Here is a 16821-nt window from a genome sequence, read left to right as displayed (position 1 = left end):
TCAAACTTGGCGGTGCGGACTGACTAAAAATTGGTCGAAGCTTAGCCGTTTTGGGCGGCCGACACTTTGGAGAGAATGAACGCGGCTTCTTCGGAAGAGAACCCCTGCCCTTCCAAGTCGTCGGCTTCGACGCCTTCGAAAATTTCCAACGAAACAAAACCGGCCGTGACCAAACGGGTGGCCAGTTCGTAAGGAACATCGAGGGAGGAGGCGAGGCGCTTGGTCGCTTCGTCCTGCACGTCGACGGTCTCTTCCTTGTATTCCTCGATATCGATCTTCCAACCAATGAGGCGGGAAGTGAGACGGGCATTCTGGCCCTTGCGACCGATCGCAATGGCGAGGTCGTCATTGGCGACGCGCAGCAGGATGCGACGATTGCGTTCGTCGAGACGGATCTCGCGCGGCACGGCCGGCTTGAGCGCCTCCATGATCATCTGCTCGGGGTCGGCGAAATAGTTGATGATGTCCACCTTCTCGCCGTTGAGCTCGCGCACGATCGACTTCACGCGGGCACCACGGGCACCCACGCAGGCTCCGACCGGGTCGACCTTGGGATCGTTGGAGATCACCGCCATCTTGGTGCGGTAGCCCGGCTCGCGGGCAAAGGCTTCAATCGCCACGGTGCCGTCCGCGATCTCGGTGACTTCGAGTTCGAACAGACGACGCACGAAACGGGGGCTGGCGCGGGTGAGCATGAGCTCCGGACCACGCGGGGTGCTTTCGATGGCGGCCAACAAACAACGGATGCGGTCACCCGGTTGGTATTCTTCGCCCGGGACCTGCTCGCGGCCCATCAGCAGCGCCTCGGCCTTGCCGAGATCGACGTAGATGTCGTTGCGCTCACGACGACGCACCGTGCCAGTGACGATATTGCCGACCATGTCTTTGAAGTCGTCGTAGATACGATCCTTCTCGAACTGACGCAGCTTCTGCATGATCGCCTGACGGGCGGTCTGCGCCGCGATGCGGCCGAGGTAAGACGGATCGATTTCCTTCTCGATGAACTCGCCGAGCTGGATACCAGGTTGGATCGCGGTGGCTTTCTCGATATGGATTTCGAGCTTCGGATCGCTCACCGAGTCGACCACCTTGAGGATCGACCACGCGTGCAGCTGGCCATTCTTCGGGTCGATTTCGATCTTCAGTTCCTGTCCGGAATTCACGCCCTTTTGGGCAGCAGTTTTGATGGCATTCACGATCGCACCGATCATGTCGGCGCGCTCGATGCCCTTCTCCTTCTCCATGTATTCGAGGACGGATAGAATTTCGCTGCTCATAAGTGGGTTAGATTGACGGAAAGGTGGAAAAAAAAAGCGGGCCAGAGGCCCACCTTCAGAGGAAGTGAACTGAAATGTGAGGGCTGAACGTAGCTGGTGCGCAAAATCCTTGTCAAGTCCGCCGCCCACTGGCCGACAACGCCTCGGCATCGCGCGCGTGCTGCCACCCCAACAAGGCCTGCACATGGCCCCACGCCAAGGGATGCCGACGGCCACCATCGGCCAAACCGATGAGCCGCGCCGCCTTTACAATGGCCCCCGGCTGATCGCCCGGCCACGCGCCAAACCACCACGGGAAATAGCTCGCTTCGCCGGCCTCCCCTCCTCGTGCCGCCAACAAGGGCAACAAGCCATCACCCCACAAATTGTCCGCCCGCGGCCGCGGCACCACCTCGGCCGCGCCAATCGCCTTCATCACGCTCGCGCGCCAGTCGCTCCAACCCGCCTCCCGCCGCCACTCGCGGATATCGCCGACCTGCGTCGCCGCTGGCCACGCCTCCGCCATTCGCGCCAACACCCGCGGCCACGCCTCCGTGCCCTCTCCAATCCAGCGCGCATAAGCCGCCAAACGTTTGCGCGGATGGTTGGCTGGCCGCACGCCTTGTAATGACCAGCGACCGCTCAGCGCCTCATAAGCCGCCTCCGGGTCCACCGCTCCACCCCGCCACTCTCCCAACGGCCAGCGACTCGCGACCTCGAGCATCGGCGCCCGGTTAAAGCGATAGCCTAGAATCTCCAGCGCCGTGTGATGACAGGCCGACTCCCAGCCCAGGCGCTCGACCCGCAATCGTGCATACCGCATCTTCGCCGTCCAACGCCGCCGCGCTTCCCGCTCCACCCGCTCGGCCCGGGCCTCCTCATCCAGTTCCAACCAATCCTCTGCCAATCGATCCGCCGGTCGCGCCGCGATCGCCGAAACCGCCGCATCGCTCGCATACTCCTCGAGGTCGTGCCACAACAAGGGCAGCAGCGGCAGCACCGGGATCGCCCCCTGCGCCCCGCGCGTCGTGGTGCCGACTTCCGGCGGAAACAGCACCACGTGCAGCACCACTTCGTTGTAAGCCGGGTCCGCCGCATGGCGATGGTGGCGCCAGTCCTCCTCGCGCAGGTGCAACTCGACGTCACCGTGCAACCACTGCCCGCCGACACAGACCCGCGCCCCCTTGAAGTCCGGCCCGCCCTGCCGGTTCCAGCGCCCGACCGTGTCGATGCGCACCGCCTCGCCATTCGCCGTCCGCCCGTCACTCACACAAAACGCCCGCTCCGCCCAGATGCGTTGCAACAGCAGTTCCGGAAACTGAAACGGACCATACAGGCCCTGCAGCTCCATCACCTGCGTGGCGTCGTCCGCGCTCATGATGCGTCTCCACCGCCTTCCCGCCGCCGTGCCAACAGCCGCCGCTGCGCCGTCTCGCCGGCCCGCTCCAACCACGCGCGCAGGTCGCGCGTATTGATCACCTCGGCTCCACTCGCCGTGACTGTCGAGCGCAACGCCGCGTCTCCGGTCGCCACCACACATGAGCGCGGGTCGCGCGAGCGCTCCACCCATTGCTCGATGACCGTGTCGGCCGTCACCCCGCTCGGAGAGTAGGCCACCACAAAGGTTGCCTCGCCCGTGGGTTGCTCCACCGCCAACTCCCGCCCGCGCCCGTCGAAGACCACCGTGACCCGCCAGCCCATCACGTCATGCCAATCCCGCACGCGGTCGACGACCTGCTGACGCGCCGCATTGGCGTCGCGACGCCAGAGCTTGCCGACATCCTGCCACGCCCGTCCCACGTTGTTACCGTCGACCAGAAGATGTTGGAGAGATTCAGACACGAGCACGCACATCTCGACTCCTGTAACGCCCGCGGCACCAGCTTTCTTTCAACAAAGTGCCCCCACCGCCGGGCAAAACCCTCAAGTCGCTTCTCCCTGCGACGATCCTCTCAAGGTCGCTCTTATGGGAAAACGCTGCATCACCCTTTCCGCCCTGCTGTTTGGCCTCATCGTCTCTGGCACGCTCCTGACCGCCGCCAACGATTTGGTGGAACGGCCGCGGGTGCTCGATTTTAGCCGACCCTCAGTCCCCGCCGACATCTATCGTTCGGGCGCCGAGGTCGACCTCTACGTCGAAATCAACGAGTCCGGCCGGGTCATCCACGCCGCCGTGCAACGCGCCACCGATCCCGGTCTCGCCGTGCCCTGCTTGCGCGCCGTGCGCAACTGGCGCTTCGCCCCGGTGCTCAAAAACGGTTTCCCTGCTCGCGTGCGGTTTATCCAACCGCTGCGTTTCGGCTCCCGTGACATGGCCGCCATGACCGCCGCTTCGCACCCCGCCCAAGCCCGCCGTCGCGTCACTCCCCACCTCCCCAGCGAGTTGGCCGACCGCGCCGGCGAAGTTCTCATCGCCTTTTCAGTCACCGCCGCCGGCGATGTAGCCGACGTCACGGTCGTCGAGTCGACCGACCCCTCGCTGAACGACGCGACCATCGACGCCGCGCTGCGTTGGCGTTTCCGTCCCGCGCTGCAGGAAGGTTATCACGTCGCGACCAGGATATTTGTGCCCTTCGAATTCAAAGGCACCGGGTCCCGCCCCGCGCCCGAGCACGTGGCGGAGCACGTCGATCGCCCCCACGCCAGCCGCGAAGCCGGAGCCGCCACCACCGGCCGTGGCGACGAACGCACCTTGTAAGACAGGGGCTTAAGATAGACTCGACATCCCGAGTCTGCCCCAAACTGTCGGAGTTTCCCCACAGCAACCCGGAGAGGTGGCAGAGTGGTCGATTGCGGCGGTCTTGAAAACCGCTGGGCTCGTAAGGGTCCCGAGGGTTCGAATCCCTCCCTCTCCGCCAATGTGATTTTGGATTTTCGATCATCGATTTTGGATTGCGGGTAAGCCGCACGCGGACCGAACGCTGTGGAGGGATGAGAACCCGTTCAGAGGGTTCGACGAAGCGCAGCCGAGATGGGCCGCACGCAGTGCGGGTGCGCAGCACTTTCGCGCAGCGAAACCAAACTCGTCCGCCGAAGCCTTGGCGAAGGCGGGTCCCCCCCTTGTTGATTTCGATTCGACCTCAAAATCCGAGAGGCGCCCCTAGTTAGGAGGACGCCCTCCGGTTGTGCGGCACCGGCCTAGCTCGCGGAGATGACCGCGGCTCTCGACACTGACCACCGTGGTTTCATCGCAGTTACTGGGTGGTGCTTATTGCGATTGTTTTGTTCACCTCGTTGCGAGGGGGAAGCGCTTTGAGGAGGGGGCGATTCGATATTTTCCTCAGAAACGAAATAAACCGGATCTCACGAAGCACTTACTTGCAGGTAAGGAAACAATGAGCACACGAACAAAAATCATCGATACACCACCAAAGATTATCGTGAAAAAAGAACTCAACCTGCTCCTCATCAACGGCAGTCCGCGTGGCGAGCGCTCGCTTTCTCGTCAACTGGCCTCCTCCTTCATCGACTCCTGGCGCACCAAAAGCATCGCAGGATCGATCATAGAACGCGACGTCGGTCGCAACCCGCCACCGTTTGTGACTGAAGACTGGATCGCGGCCGCCTTTACGCCCGCCGACGAAAGGACGGATAGAATGAACGAAGTCCTGACTTATTCGAATGAGGCAATCGCTGAGCTTCGCGAGGCGGATATCATGGTTCTGGCCACGCCCATGCACAATTACGGTTTGCCTGCGGCGACGAAAGCTTGGGTCGATCAAGTCATCCGCGTGAATGAAACCTTCTCCTTCGACCTCGATCGGGGTGACTTTCCGATTGAGCCCATCCTGCAAGGGAAACGAATGGTCCTGCTGACATCAGCGGGCGAGTTTGGCTTTGAACAATCCGGAATCCGCGCTGGGAAAAACCATCTCCACCCACACGTAGAGACCATAGCGCACTATCTGGGTGTCTCCCGGTCTTGGAGTGCCTCCATTGAATATCAGGAATTCGGGGACAAACGCTTTGAAGAGTCCAAAGCGCGCGCTTTCTCAAAGTTGCCTACAATCGTTGAAAAGATCCGCTCATCCTATATGGAGAAAACCAAAGGCGAGGGTCGAGATCGAGCGAAGTGAGCGCAGTTGTGTAACCGGAGCGGCCCTATCGGATACCTCACCCTCCCCCCGTCCGCCGAAGCCTTGGCGAAGGCGGGTCCCCCTTGTTGATTTCGATTCGGATTCGAGATCCGGGAGGCGCCTCTCCTCACCTCCGCTTTACGATCCACCAAACTGGACTAGGGTTTGACCGAGTTGGCACTTGGCCTGCCGGGAGACGGTTTCACCATGCCCCTTCCCAAACTCCCCTTCCCCCTTTGTCCATGACTGTTCACCCCATGCTCATCGCGGGCACTTGGCAGGCTCCGGCCGCCACTGCCGCCACCTTTTCGTCCCGTAATCCCAATACCGGCGAGACCTTCCCTGACGCCTACCCGGTCGCCACTGCCGCCGAGATCGATGCCTTGCTCGACACCGGCCTTGCCGCGTCCATCGCGCTGGCCGCGACCGATCCCGCCAAGATCGGCGACTTTCTCGATGCCTATGCCGAGGGCATCACCGCCGCCGCCGACGAGCTCGCAGCCCTCGCCCACGCCGAGACCGGCCTGCCCGTCGAACCCCGCCTCGCCAAGGTCGAGATTCCGCGCACCACCGGCCAGCTCAAGCAGGCCGCGGCCGCCGCCCGCGCCGGCGACTGGCGTATGCCCGTGATCGATACGGCCAACAACCTGCGCTCCCAACTCGAGCCGCTCGCCAAACCCGTCCTCGTCATCGGCCCCAACAACTTCCCCTTCGCCTTCAACGGCATCGCCGGCGGTGACTTCGCCGCCGCCATCGCCAGCGGCCACGCCGTCATCGCCAAAGCCCATCCGGCTCACCCCGGCACCAGCCAACGTCTCGCCGAGATCGCTTTCGCCGCCGTCCAATCCGCCGGTCTGCCCGCCGCCACCGTGCAGCTCTACTACCGCTCTTCCCACGAGGAGGGCCATCGCATGGCGAGCGACCCGCGCCTCGGCGCCATCGGCTTCACCGGCAGCGAAGGTGCCGGCCGCAAAATCAAAGCTGCCGCCGACGCCGTCGGCAAACCCGCCTACTTTGAACTGAGCAGCGTCAACCCGGTCGCCTTTCTGCCCGGCGCGCTCGCCGAAAAAGCCACCGAACTCGCCACCGAATTCAGCGGCTCCTGCCTGCTCGGTGTCGGCCAGTTCTGCACCAACCCCGGCCTGCTGCTCACCATCGCTGGTGACGCCACCGAAACCTTCCTCGCCACCGCCGCCGAGAACTTCAACGCCGCCCCTTCGGGCGTGATGCTGGTGCCGTCCCTGCCCACCGAGCTCGACGAGGCCGTGGTCGCGCTCACCGCCGCCGGGGCCGAAGTGATCGGTCGCGGCACCCAACCCAAGGAACCCGGCTTCCGCGCCCAACCCGCCCTCCTCCGTGTCTCCGGCGCGACCTTCCTCGAAAACCCGGCCGCCTTCCAGCGCGAGATGTTTGGCCCCGGTTCGCTCGTGGTGGTGGCCGCCGATGCCGATGAACTCGCCGCCGTCGCCGCCCACCTCGACTCCTCCCTCACCGCGGCCTTCTACACCGCCAGCGATGGCTCCGACGACGCGCTCTATGATCGCCTCGTCCCGATCATCGCCCCCAAAGCCGGTCGCCTGCTCAACGACAAGATGCCCACCGGCGTCGCGGTTTCACCCGCCATGGTGCACGGCGGCCCCTTCCCGGCGGGCGGCCATCCGGGATTCACCGCCGTCGGCATTCCGGCGTCGCTGCGTCGTTTCGGCGCCCTGCGTTGCTACGACAACGTGCGGCCCAACCGCCTTCCCGCCACGCTGCAGGACAAAAATCCCACTGGCACGCTCTGGCGCTGTATCGACGGCTCGTGGACGCAAGCCGACATCGGCTGAACGTCCCCGCCACGTCCTTCATCCCTTCAACCGGGCCGACCCATGTCGGCCCTTCTTTTTGCCCGCCCGCCTCGCATCGTCGTCGCAAGCGGCTACCTTGTTGGCATGGGAAACCAACCTCTGCTCATCGACGGTGAATGGATCGCAGCTTCGGCCGATGCTGATTTCTTCAACGCCTCCGCGCCCGCCACCGGCGAGTCTCTGCCCGAGCAGTTTCCAGTCAGCCCCTGGTCGCAACTCGACCACCTCCTCACCTCCGCCGCCCGCGACGCCCGTGAACTCGCGCAAACGTCCCCCGTCCAACTCGCCTCCTTTCTCGAAGCTTACGCCGACGCCATCGTGACCCACACCGACGAACTGGCCACCCTCGCCAGTCGCGAGTCCGGCCTGCCCGCCGACGCACGATTCGTCCAAGTCGAGATTCCCCGCACCCTCAAACAACTCCGCGACGCTGCCGCCTGCGCCCGCGACCAGAACTGGCGCCAACCGGTCATCGACACGACCGCCAACCTGCGCACCCAACTCGAACCGCTCGCCAAACCCATCCTCGTGATGGGGCCGAACAACTTCCCCTTCGCCTACAATGGCATCGCCGGCGGCGATTTCGCCGCGGCCATCGCCACCGGTCACGCCGTCATCGCCAAAGCCCACCCGGCCCATCCCGGCACCACCCAACGGCTCGCCGAACTCGCCCACGAAGCCGCCACCACCACCGGTCTGCCGTCGGCCACCGTGCAGCTCTTTTATCACTGCAGCAACGAAGACGGCCTGCGTCTCGCCAGCGACCCGCGCCTCGGCGCCATCGGCTTCACCGGCGGCGAGAAAGCCGGCCGCGCCATCAAAGCCGCCGCCGACGCCACCGGCACGCCCGCCTACTTTGAAATGAGTGGCGTCAACCCCGTCGGTATCCTGCCCGGAGCGCTGCGCGAACGGCCGACCGAGATCGCCCGCGCATTCTGCGAATCGAGCCTGCTCGGCGTCGGCCAATTCTGCACCAACCCGGGCCTCGTGCTCACGACCGACAGCGCCGGCCTCGACCGCTATCTCGAAAGGGTTCGCGCCACCTTCGCCGAGCACACATCCGGTCCCATGCTCACCGCTGCACTCCCACGCGAACTCGACGACGCCGTGCAAGGTTTGCTCGACGCCGGCGCCACCCTCGTCGCCCGAGGACCGGCGCCATCGGCCGACGGGTTTTACCCGCGTCCCGCCGTGCTCCGCGTTGACGCCCGCACTTACCTCGCCGACCCGGCCCGTTTCCAGCGCGAGATGTTTGGTCCGGCTTCGCTGCTCGTAGTCGCTCGCGATGCCGACGAACTCCGCACCGTTTACGAGCACTTGGACGCCTCGCTCACCGGATCGCTCTACAGCGCCGCAGACGGCAATGATGACGCGCTCTACGACGAACTCGTCGCCCGGCTCGCCCCCCGCGTCGGCCGTTTGCTCAACGACAAAATGCCCACCGGCGTCGCGGTCTCGCCGGCCATGATGCACGGCGGTCCCTTTCCGGCCGGAGGCCATCCCGGATTCACCGCCGTCGGCATGCCCGCCTCGCTCCGTCGTTTTGGTGCGCTGCGTTGCTACGACCACGTGCGTCCGCATCGCCTGCCGCCCACCCTGCAGGACCGCAGTCCCTTCCCCGCCCTCTGGCGCTGCATCGACGGCACCTGGACCCTCGGCCCCGTGCCCGCGAACGACCGGTAATGACTTGCCCCCATCGCCCCGTTTCCCGTTAACGGACGGCGATGCCATGCTTCCTCAAACGGATGCTCTTTGCCTCCGTTGCCCTCCTCACCCCACTCCTTACTCTCAACGTCTTCGCGCAAGTCCCCCCCGAGCGCAAGGCACCGGCGATCTACCACGAGGCGATTGCCCCCCTGCTGACTCCGCTGGAGGACGTCCTGGCGGGGCGTGACCACCATCCGGATACGGATCAAAACGGCCTCACCCTTCTCGCCGAGACGATCCACTACCGCGCAGATAATGGCACGACTTACCGCGTGTATCACGATATCTACTACGCGCGCACGGAGGGCGCAATCGAGGCACTCGGATCCAACACCTACAGCTACGACAAGACCCGCGAGTCCCTCTTCCTGATCGACGCCGCCACCATCCTGCCCGACGGCACGCGGCGCGAGATCGATACCCGCGGTGCGTTCCTGCAAGCCCCCCAACACGAGGCCGCCAACAGCCTCTACACCAGCGAGGAGGAGCTCACCGTCATCTTCCCCATGGTCTCGGCCGGCGCGGTGACATCCACCATCGTGCTGGTGCGTGAGGACGACCCGGTTTTCCCGGGTGAGTTTGCCGCCTCCATGTCCTTTCAATCCGGCTGGGAACGCTTCCGCTCCCGACTCGTGCTCGATTTCCCGACGGCGGATCTCGACCGCGTGCATGCGCTCGCCGCCCACCCCGACGTGCCCACGCCGACCGACGAGCGCGACTACGCCGCCGGCCGCTCCCGCCGCACCTGGGCCCGCGGTCCTTCCCCGGACATGGATTGGGAAAGCCGCTCGCCCGCCTTCAGTTTCCGCGCTCCCACCGTGTGGTTGTCGACCCTCGAGTCCTGGGACGAAGTCGCCGCGTGGTTCGATGGTCTGCTGCAGGACCGTTCCCAGATCGGCCCCGAACTCACCACCCTGTTGGCCGAGTGGACCGACGACCTGACCGACGACGACGCCATCATCCGCACGCTGTTTGATCACGTCTCCAACGACGTGCGCTACACCGGCCTCGAGTTTGGCCTCGCCGGTTACCAACCCTACGACTGCGCCGAGGTCTGGGCCAATCGCTACGGCGACTGCAAAGACAAAGCCAACCTGCTGCGCGCCCTGCTCGCCGCCAAAGGCATCGAGTCCCACATCGTTCTGCTGCGCACCACCAACCACGGCCGCGTCGAGCGCCGCAGTCCGTCGTGGCACCAGTTCAACCACGCCATCCTCGCCGTGCCACGCGCCGACGGTTCCATCTGGTTTCTCGATCCCACCGTCGACCAACTCGACCCGACCTTCCTACCCCTCGCCGATTCCGCCCGCGAAGTCCTCATGCTCGCCGATGGCAAAGCGGTGTGGGTGCGCACGCCCACCAGCAACGACAGCGGCATTCACATCTCGGCCGAAGCGAGCTTGAACGAACAGGCGGAGCTCAGCGGTTGGTTCACCTTCGCGGCCACCGGCTCCGACGCCGCGTTCTACGCCGGCTACTACAACGCCCGCGACACGCAGAGGCGTCGCTCCGGCTTGAGCGACGACGTGCAAGCCTTCTTCCCCGGTTCCGAAACCCTCGACCTCGACTACACGCCCACCCAGGGCCCGGTGGGCGACTTCGCCATCCGCGGCTATTTCGTGCGCCCTTCGCCCGGCAGCGAAAACCTCACGGTGCAGTTCCCCTTCCCCGTGCACTGGCTGCCGGACCTGGATGCCGACGACGATCGCACGTATCCATACTTCACTTACACCCGCACTGAATCCCTGACCGCGCGCATCACCCTGCCGCCCAACCTGCATGCCGGTCAGATTCCGGAGCCCTTTGAGGTCAACTCCGACAGTATCAGCATCTCCGCGCGTTGGGAAAAACGCCCCGGCGAACTCGCCATGCAACTGCGTTGGCAACCGCAACGCCCCATCATCGCGCCCGATGACTACCCCGTTTTCCATCGCGCCATCCGCGCCCTCACCGCGTGGCTCGATCGCCCCGCCACGCTGACCCGCGAAGCGCCGTCCGAGACGGACGCCACCGACGCCGACGCCGTCGCGACCGAAACCCTCTCCACCGCCGACTTCCCCCTACTCGCCACCGGCGGCGGGCAGATGCGCTTGTTGGAGAACCGTTACCCGGAGGGTCGTGATGACCTGCGCCGCCGTCTCGCCCTGCAGCGGATCATCCAGTGGTTTCCCGACGAACCGGAAACCGCGTTCGATGCCACCGTGTATCTCGCCTTGCTCGATGCCGATGGGACCTGGGACGAGACCTTCATCGCCAAGCTGCGCGACGTGCTGCAGCGCTTTGGGGCCTCCGCGCCGCCGAGCTCCCTCAACTGGGGCCGCTACCTGCTCGGTCGCGCCCTCTGGTCCAACGCCAAGGACCCCGAGGGCATCCGCATCCTGCTGGACGTCGCCGATGACACCCAAGCCTCGCCCTACCGGCGCGGTTGGTGCGCCTACTACGCCGGCGCGTTCCAGTCCGAAAACGATCCCGCCGCGGCGCGCGAAACCTTTGCCCGCTTCGCCGACATCAATTCCGACGCGCAGCTCGCCATCATCAAATACCACGCCCGCCTTCTCGTGGAGCTCGCCGATGCTTCCGCCACCCAAGCCTGGCTCGAACAACTGCCTAATCAGGTCGGCCCCGAGAACACCCCCGGCGTGCTCGATCAGGTGTTTGATTACCTGAGCACCAGCATTCCGACCGAGCAGCATGAAGCGCTGACTGCCTTCGCCACCCTCGCCACCGCCACGCTCCCGGACGCCAATCCGTCCGACGAAACCAACTCCCCTGGTCTCGCCGCGCTCATCCGCCGCCTCGAAGCCGACGATGCCTGGCGCGAGTATTACCTTGCCCTGCAGGAGCTGGTCGAAACGTCCAGCTCCCTCGATTGGCTGGCCGTCGGCGACGCGTCCACTTGGGCCGATTTTGCCGCCGTCGAAGCCGAACTCGAACGCGCCAACGACGCCCGCGAAGGCGTCGCCGTCATCAACGCCGCCCTCAACCTCGCGCTCTATCACAACGACAACAAAGAGGCGGTCGCCCAATACACCCGCTGGGCCCTCTGGTGGCTGCGCTCCTCCCGCCAGGACGACGCCTTCCTGCGCCGCCTCGGCGACATCGCCGTGCTCATGCCGGCGAGCGAGGACAACACCGAAGTCGTGAGCGCTTGGGACGAACTCGGCGATGGTCTGGTCGCGCTCGACGACCTCGACGCCGCGATTCGCGTGCACCAACTCATCGTCGACGATCCCGGAACGCAGCCCTACCAACTCGCCGAAGCCCACGCCAAACTCACTCAGATCGCGCTGCAACGGCGTGCCTACGGCGAGGCCTTGGAACAGGTCCGCCTCCTCGCGCCCGTGCAGGGACGCAACACCGACGGCGGCGACTTCCTCTTCCCCGGCATCATGCTGTCGCTGCGCAAACACGACTACGACCAAGCCATGGCCTGGCTCCAGGACGTCAGCGAAATCGAAGAGCAGTATCGCGAGAAACTCGACCTCGCCCCGATCTACACCGACACCCTGCCCTTCGTCACCGACCACCCCGAGGAGCTGCGGCGCTACTGGACATGGGCGGCGGAATGGCAAAACGCCTGGCGCAATCAACTCGCCGAGCTGAGCGAGGGTGAGCTCACGCCCGTGCCCGTGCCTGACCTCACTGACCTCAAAGGCCTTGGCACCCAAGCCGCCAACGCCATCGAAGCGCGCGACACGACTGCCTTGCTGCGCGTTTTTGACACCTTCGTCAGCCTGATGCACCTCACGCCCTTCGGCACGCAGCTGGTCGTCAACACCATGGAGGAAACCGCCGAGCCCATGCCCGAGCTCAACCGCGCCCTGCGCGAGTGGTTTCTCTCCGTCGTGCGCACGATGCCCGACACCGGGACGCAGGTGGACGAACTCATGAGCCGCCGCACCGGCCTGCTCCTGTTCCAACTCGGCCACTTCGATCAGGTCCCCGACTGGGTGGAAAAGGTGCTCAACCGCTTTGGCGCCGACACCGCCGAAGCGCACTACGCCGCGCTCATTTGGTTGAACGCCACGCGCGAAACGCCCGAAGACAAGGAGTCGCTCACCTTTGCCCAAGCCGTGCTGCAACAGGAAGACGTCGAGTTCCGCGATGGGATCGTCGCCCAAATGCACGACCGCCTGCTCGCCCTCGGCCGTTCGCAGGAACGCCTCGACCTGATCATGCGCGAACTCGAAGAACCGCGCGTCCAAGCCAACGCCGGCCTCGTCAAAGCCCTGCGCCAGCAACGCGACATTCTGCATCGCAGTCTCAGCCAAGGCGCCGCCCTCACCGAGTGGGTCGACCAATGGGTGGCCGCCAACAACTTCCAATGGCTCGACCGACTCGAACCCGCCACTCTCGACGAGCCGGGTGTGCGCGAGCCAAGCGACGATGGTTACTACGAGTGGAACGACGACGGTTATGGCCGCACCGTGCGCCTCAACTACCTGCAGGCCCGCTCCCCCGCGCCGACCACTCAGGTGCGCCTCGCGGCGTTTCGCCAACTCGTCTCCCTGCTCGTCGCCTTCGACGAAGCCCCGGACTTCGCCGCCAAGATCAAGTCCGCCCTCGACAGCGATCTCTGGCCCCTCGACGAGCGGGTGCCGCTCGTATCCTACGGCAGTGCCCGCTTGAGCGGCGCCGGCTTCTCCGCGCAGGCCCGCGAGATCGTGGAGCTCCCCGCCAATACCGGACTCCCGGAGCGCTTCACCGACTTGCTCGCCTTCGCCCAAAACGCCGGTGAGACCCTCGCGCTGCGCGAACCCGACGCCATCGCCGCCGCCATCGAGGCGCTGCTCGACCATCCGCTCGAAGAAGGTGAGCCCGAGATCATCGAGCTCCAGCTCAAGCGTCTCGTCTACCTCGACGCCGATCCGCTGGTCGACGCGTTCCTCGCCGCCGCGAAGCAACTCGAAGTGGGCTCCACCGTTTCCAACACCTCCGCCGCGCTGCGCCTCCAGTGGCTGCGCAGCGTGCGCACCGCCCGCACCGAGCGCCCGTTCTTCCACGCCCTGCGCGACCGTTTGACCTCGGTGCTTCTCACCGACGAGACCGATCGCGCCAACCTCGGTCGCATGCTCGGCTCCTTGTCATTCTACGAGTTGGGCCACACCCAACGCGCCCGCGCCGTCACCCTCGCCCTCGCCGAAGCGGCCTTCAACGGCGTCGATCACACCGACCTGCTCAACGTCCTGTCCTCCTGCCACATGTTGGTGGTGCCGCACCCCGACCTCAGCCTGCCGCTCATCGAGTTCCTGCTCAGCTCCGACATCGAGGACTCCCGCCGCTCGCAGTTCCTGTGGAATCTCAACGGGCTGGTCGACCCCGACATCGATCGCGTTTACCACGCCAATCGCGCCGTGCTGCAGACCTTCCTCGCGGAAGCACCGCGCGACAAGCTGCCGCTCACCCGCGCCAGCGTGCGCCGCCTCCTCGCCATCATGGACCTGCGGCGCTCCCTCGAAGCCCAGCCAGACACCCTGTTCACCGCCGAGGCGCGCGAGGAGATCGGAACCGTCGATACCGACGCGTTTCAGCTCCAGTTCCTGGTCACCCGCGGACGCTACGACGAAGCCTACACCGTCCTGAACCGCATGGATCCCGACATCCTCACTCAACTGCACAACTTCCCCTTCACCCGGCAGGTGCTGATCGCCGTCGATGCCGCCGACGAACTCGAGCTGATGCAGGAAGTCGCCTTGGAACGCTTCCTCAAAGCGCGCCACGATGTCTTCAGCCTCGTCGACATGAGTTCGATCTACAGCTTCCTCCAGTGCGTCGATTTCCTCGGCCAGGAGGCGACGCTCGAGGACTGGTTCTGGGAACGTCTCCTCACTGTCATCAAAGACGTGGACGACCAGGCCTTCATCCGCATGCATCGCGACTACTTCGCGGCCGACTGGGAGGAACTGCTCGCGGTGAGCGACGCCACGGTGGCCCGCCAACCGGAAGGGTATTCCGCCATCGGATTCCGCGGCGTCGCGCACTTCCACCTCGGTCACTACGCCGAGGCCGTGGCCGATCTCGAACTCTACCTCGAACGCGACCTGACCTCCCCGCGCCGCGCCGCCCGCGCCGAACTCCTCGCCCGCGCCCGCGAACACCTCTGAGCCCCTCGTCGCACCGCACCGTGGCCGCGGCATCCTGCCGCGGCGCACTCTATCAAAAGGTGCCTTCAAAGTAGCCGCGTTGGAGCCAAGCGACAACGCGGATCGCGGGACGGTTCGCGGGACGCTCGCCCCCCCTCGGGCCACGCTTTCGCCTCCGGCTCAAGCGCAGCTACTCCCCGCCACCGTGGCCGCCTACCCCTCGCCCACCCGAAAGTAATTCGATCGCCGCTGCACGCTGCGTGCGCTCATCGGTTTGCGTTCGCCGGGGGCTTTGTAGTTGCCGCGTCGATACCCGCCGCGACCCGGGTCCTGCGCACACTCGATTTGGTAACGCTGCATCGCCGCAAACAACTCCAGCAACTGCTCCGGCCGATCGTAGTGATCGAGTCCGCGCCGGGCCAGCGCGCTCAAGACCTCGTGCACTGACTCCAGCGTCGAAAGACAGCCCTCAATCGGCTGCGCCTTGATCACAAACCGACTCGGCGCCGAGGGCGTAAACATGATGCGCGGCAACCGCTGCAGCCGCGGACTCAAACGCAGCATCTTGCGCGCACACGACCAAGTCGCGTCCAACACCAGCACCACCAGTCGTTTGCCCGCCGACACCAGGGCCTCGGCGGTCGCGCCACCGCCGTCACTATCGCCATCGCCTGCGGGCGCGACCGACAGGTTGACCGCCTCCTTGCCCGGATAGAGCAGCACCACGTGATTGGCTTCGTCGGCCAGCAGCGCGTCGAGCCGCTCATGCTGCTCAAAGGTCGCACCCACGATGATCTCGCTGTTGCTCAGACACAGGTGTGTCAGCCGCCCCGTGCCCGCCTTGGTGCGCGTCTCTTTCGGGTGCATGAGCAACACGTAACGCGTATCCGTTGCGATAGGCGTAATGCGCTCGCACCAGCAAAGGGGCTTGGGCCAAAAACATCGGTAACAGGTCTCTCGACTCATCGCGGCAATCGGTTCATTGAGAACAGCCTGTTCGAACCCGTCCAACCCCTAACCCTCATCTGCCACTCGATTATGCGTCAGACCTGCCGCTTCGGCTCGCTCCTCCTCACCTTCACCGCCGGCCTCTTCGCCCAAGCCCCCAACGACGGCCTGCCGCCCCCGGAATGGACGGAATACTGGTCCCCGCAGCCCGCCCTCGTGAGCGCGAAAGTCGGCGAAGTCCCCTCCGACGCCATCATGCTCTTCGACGGCAGCTCGCTCGACGCCTGGGAGTCCGCCAACGCCCCTGAGGAAAAAGGCCAACCCCGCGCCGCCGCCGCGTGGGACATCATCGATGGCAATCTCGTGGTGAAGGCCAAGACCGGCGACATCCGCACCAAAGCCGCCTTCGGCGACGTGCAACTCCACCTCGAGTGGCGCGCCCCGTCCGAGATCAAGGGCAACAGCCAGGGCCGCGGCAACAGCGGCGTCTTCTTCATGGAGCGCTATGAGGTGCAGGTCCTCGATTCGCACAACAACCCGACCTACGTGAACGGACAGGCCGCCTCGGTCTACAAACAATACCCGCCGCTGGTGAACGCCACCCAGCCCCCCGGCACCTGGAACACCTACGACATCATCTTCGTCGCCCCGCGTTTTGACGCTGGCGGTGAACTCATCTCGCCCGCCCGCATCACCGTCTTCCACAACGGCGTGCTCACCCAACTCGACGTCCCCCTCGCCGGCCCGACGCAGTGGCGCGGACTCACAAAATACAACTATCACGTGCCGCGTCTGCCCATCAAACTGCAAGACCACGGCAACCCCGTCGCCTACCGCAACATCTGGATCCGCGAACTCGACCTCCCCGTCAGCACCATCACCGACGTGAAATGAGGCGGCT

At 65.2% G+C, this 16821-nt stretch carries 10 protein-coding genes and 1 tRNA gene; 7 read left to right on the top strand and 4 right to left on the bottom strand.

Features of this window, described 5'->3' with window-relative positions:
• Positions 1-41: 41 nt before the first annotated feature.
• The 3 genes from nusA to K1X11_RS00120 form a co-directional block, all read right to left on the bottom strand.
• On the bottom strand, positions 42-1277 hold the full coding sequence (gene nusA / locus K1X11_RS00130) for a transcription termination factor NusA (RefSeq protein ID WP_221029164.1): 1236 nt from the start codon (positions 1275-1277) through the stop codon (positions 42-44).
• A 112-nt stretch (positions 1278-1389) separates the two neighbouring features.
• Positions 1390-2634 (bottom strand): DUF2851 family protein, encoded by a 1245-nt coding sequence (locus K1X11_RS00125; protein ID WP_221029165.1) that lies wholly within the window; start codon positions 2632-2634, stop codon positions 1390-1392.
• Positions 2631-3098 (bottom strand): NYN domain-containing protein, encoded by a 468-nt coding sequence (locus K1X11_RS00120; RefSeq protein WP_324726047.1) that lies wholly within the window; start codon positions 3096-3098, stop codon positions 2631-2633. Before K1X11_RS00120 ends, K1X11_RS00125 begins: the two co-directional genes overlap by 4 nt.
• 124 nt (positions 3099-3222) lie before the next feature.
• Here K1X11_RS00120 and K1X11_RS00115 point away from each other — a divergent pair, with 124 nt between their 5' ends.
• The 6 genes from K1X11_RS00115 to K1X11_RS00090 all read left to right on the top strand — a co-directional run bounded on the left by K1X11_RS00115 (position 3223) and on the right by K1X11_RS00090 (position 14993).
• On the top strand, positions 3223-3954 hold the full coding sequence (locus K1X11_RS00115) for an energy transducer TonB (protein WP_221029167.1): 732 nt from the start codon (positions 3223-3225) through the stop codon (positions 3952-3954).
• Positions 3955-4024: 70 nt separating this feature from the next.
• Positions 4025-4114: transfer RNA gene (locus tag K1X11_RS00110), tRNA-Ser, on the top strand.
• A gap of 321 nt (positions 4115-4435) precedes the next feature.
• On the top strand, positions 4436-5332 hold the full coding sequence (locus K1X11_RS00105; protein WP_221029168.1) for an FMN-dependent NADH-azoreductase: 897 nt from the start codon (positions 4436-4438) through the stop codon (positions 5330-5332).
• A 242-nt stretch (positions 5333-5574) separates the two neighbouring features.
• Positions 5575-7161 carry an aldehyde dehydrogenase family protein gene (locus tag K1X11_RS00100; protein ID WP_221029169.1) on the top strand — a complete coding sequence of 529 codons (1587 nt, stop codon included), beginning with the start codon at positions 5575-5577 and terminating at the stop codon, positions 7159-7161.
• Between the two features lie 42 nt (positions 7162-7203).
• A complete protein-coding gene (locus K1X11_RS00095; protein ID WP_324726046.1) occupies positions 7204-8865 on the top strand; it encodes an aldehyde dehydrogenase family protein in 1662 nt (553 codons plus the stop codon).
• A gap of 62 nt (positions 8866-8927) precedes the next feature.
• Positions 8928-14993: a DUF3857 domain-containing protein gene (locus tag K1X11_RS00090; RefSeq protein WP_221029171.1), complete on the top strand. Its 6066-nt coding sequence runs from the start codon at positions 8928-8930 to the stop codon at positions 14991-14993.
• Positions 14994-15185: 192 nt separating this feature from the next.
• On the opposite strand, the gene K1X11_RS00085 is transcribed toward K1X11_RS00090, so the two are convergent.
• On the bottom strand, positions 15186-15938 hold the full coding sequence (locus K1X11_RS00085) for a tRNA-uridine aminocarboxypropyltransferase (protein ID WP_221029172.1): 753 nt from the start codon (positions 15936-15938) through the stop codon (positions 15186-15188).
• 72 nt (positions 15939-16010) lie between these two features.
• Here K1X11_RS00085 and K1X11_RS00080 point away from each other — a divergent pair, with 72 nt between their 5' ends.
• On the top strand, positions 16011-16814 hold the full coding sequence (locus K1X11_RS00080) for a 3-keto-disaccharide hydrolase (RefSeq protein WP_221029173.1): 804 nt from the start codon (positions 16011-16013) through the stop codon (positions 16812-16814).
• Positions 16815-16821: the final 7 nt, after the last annotated feature.

This window comes from Actomonas aquatica (assembly GCF_019679435.2).
Classification (GTDB): Bacteria; Verrucomicrobiota; Verrucomicrobiia; order Opitutales; family Opitutaceae; genus Actomonas; species Actomonas aquatica.
Note: the sequence above shows the minus strand (reverse complement) of the source record. Positions and strands in the feature narration are given on the sequence as shown.

What these genes read in the sequence shown, in the direction of transcription:
- K1X11_RS00125 (WP_221029165.1), bottom strand. Translation starts at nt 2,634, where the DNA reads ATGAGCGCGGACGACGCCACGCAGGTGATGGAGCTGCAGGGCCTGTAT.
- K1X11_RS00095 (WP_324726046.1), top strand. Translation starts at nt 7,204, where the DNA reads ATGTCGGCCCTTCTTTTTGCCCGCCCGCCTCGCATCGTCGTCGCAAGC.
- K1X11_RS00100 (WP_221029169.1), top strand. Translation starts at nt 5,575, where the DNA reads ATGACTGTTCACCCCATGCTCATCGCGGGCACTTGGCAGGCTCCGGCC.
- K1X11_RS00080 (WP_221029173.1), top strand. Translation starts at nt 16,011, where the DNA reads ATGCGTCAGACCTGCCGCTTCGGCTCGCTCCTCCTCACCTTCACCGCC.
- K1X11_RS00085 (WP_221029172.1), bottom strand. Translation starts at nt 15,938, where the DNA reads ATGAGTCGAGAGACCTGTTACCGATGTTTTTGGCCCAAGCCCCTTTGC.
- K1X11_RS00115 (WP_221029167.1), top strand. Translation starts at nt 3,223, where the DNA reads ATGGGAAAACGCTGCATCACCCTTTCCGCCCTGCTGTTTGGCCTCATC.
- nusA (WP_221029164.1), bottom strand. Translation starts at nt 1,277, where the DNA reads ATGAGCAGCGAAATTCTATCCGTCCTCGAATACATGGAGAAGGAGAAG.
- K1X11_RS00090 (WP_221029171.1), top strand. Translation starts at nt 8,928, where the DNA reads ATGCTCTTTGCCTCCGTTGCCCTCCTCACCCCACTCCTTACTCTCAAC.